This window comes from Streptomyces sp. 2A115, assembly GCF_052245575.1.
Classification (GTDB): Bacteria; Actinomycetota; Actinomycetes; order Streptomycetales; family Streptomycetaceae; genus Streptomyces.
Genome location: NZ_JBQQCG010000246.1, coordinates 1 through 863, shown reverse-complemented (window position 1 = coordinate 863; position 863 = coordinate 1). Strand labels below are relative to the sequence as shown.

General features: G+C 69.2%; 1 pseudogene. It reads left to right on the top strand.

The annotated features are described in order from the left end of the window. Positions 1 to 863, top strand: a pseudogene (locus tag ACTWQR_RS55850) (alpha-1,4-glucan--maltose-1-phosphate maltosyltransferase); the annotation flags it as partial.

The window sequence follows — 863 nt, the reverse complement described above, 5'->3', positions numbered from 1 at the left end:
GCGGTGATCGAGCCGGACAAGCCGCCGGTCAGCGGCACGTTCCGGACGGCGGCACGGCGGCTGCCGGCGATCGCGGAGATGGGCTTCGACGTGGTGTACCTGCCGCCGGTCCACCCCATCGGCAGCACCTTCCGCAAGGGCCCCAACAACACGCTGGACGCGGGCCCCTACGACGTCGGGGTGCCCTGGGCGATCGGTTCCCCGGAGGGCGGACACGACGCGGTCCACCCGGACCTGGGCACGATCGAGGACTTCGACGCCTTCGTGGGCCGGGCGGCCGAGCTGGGCCTGGAGATCGCCCTGGACTTCGCGCTGCAGTGCTCGCCGGACCACCCGTGGGTGCACAAGCACCCGGAGTGGTTCCACCACCGCCCCGACGGCACGATCGCGTACGCGGAGAACCCGCCGAAGAAGTACCAGGACATCTTCCCGATCGCCTTCGACAAGGACATGCCGGGGCTCGTCGCGGAGACGCTGCGGGTCCTGCGGTTCTGGATGAGCCACGGCGTACGGATCTTCCGCGTGGACAACCCGCACACGAAGCCGGTGGTGTTCTGGGAGCAGGTGATCGCGGACATCAACCGCACCGACCCCGACGTGATCTTCCTGGCCGAGGCGTTCACCCGCCCGGCGATGATGCACACGCTCGGCGCGATCGGCTTCCAGCAGTCGTACACGTACTTCACCTGGCGCAACACCAAGGAGGAGCTGACCGACTACCTCACCGAGCTCTCCGGCGACGCCGCCGCGTACATGCGGCCCAACTTCTTCGTCAACACCCCTGACATCCTGCACGAGTTCCTCCAGCACGGCGGCCGGCCGGCCTTCGAGCTGAGGGCGGTGCTGGCCGCGACGCTGTCGCC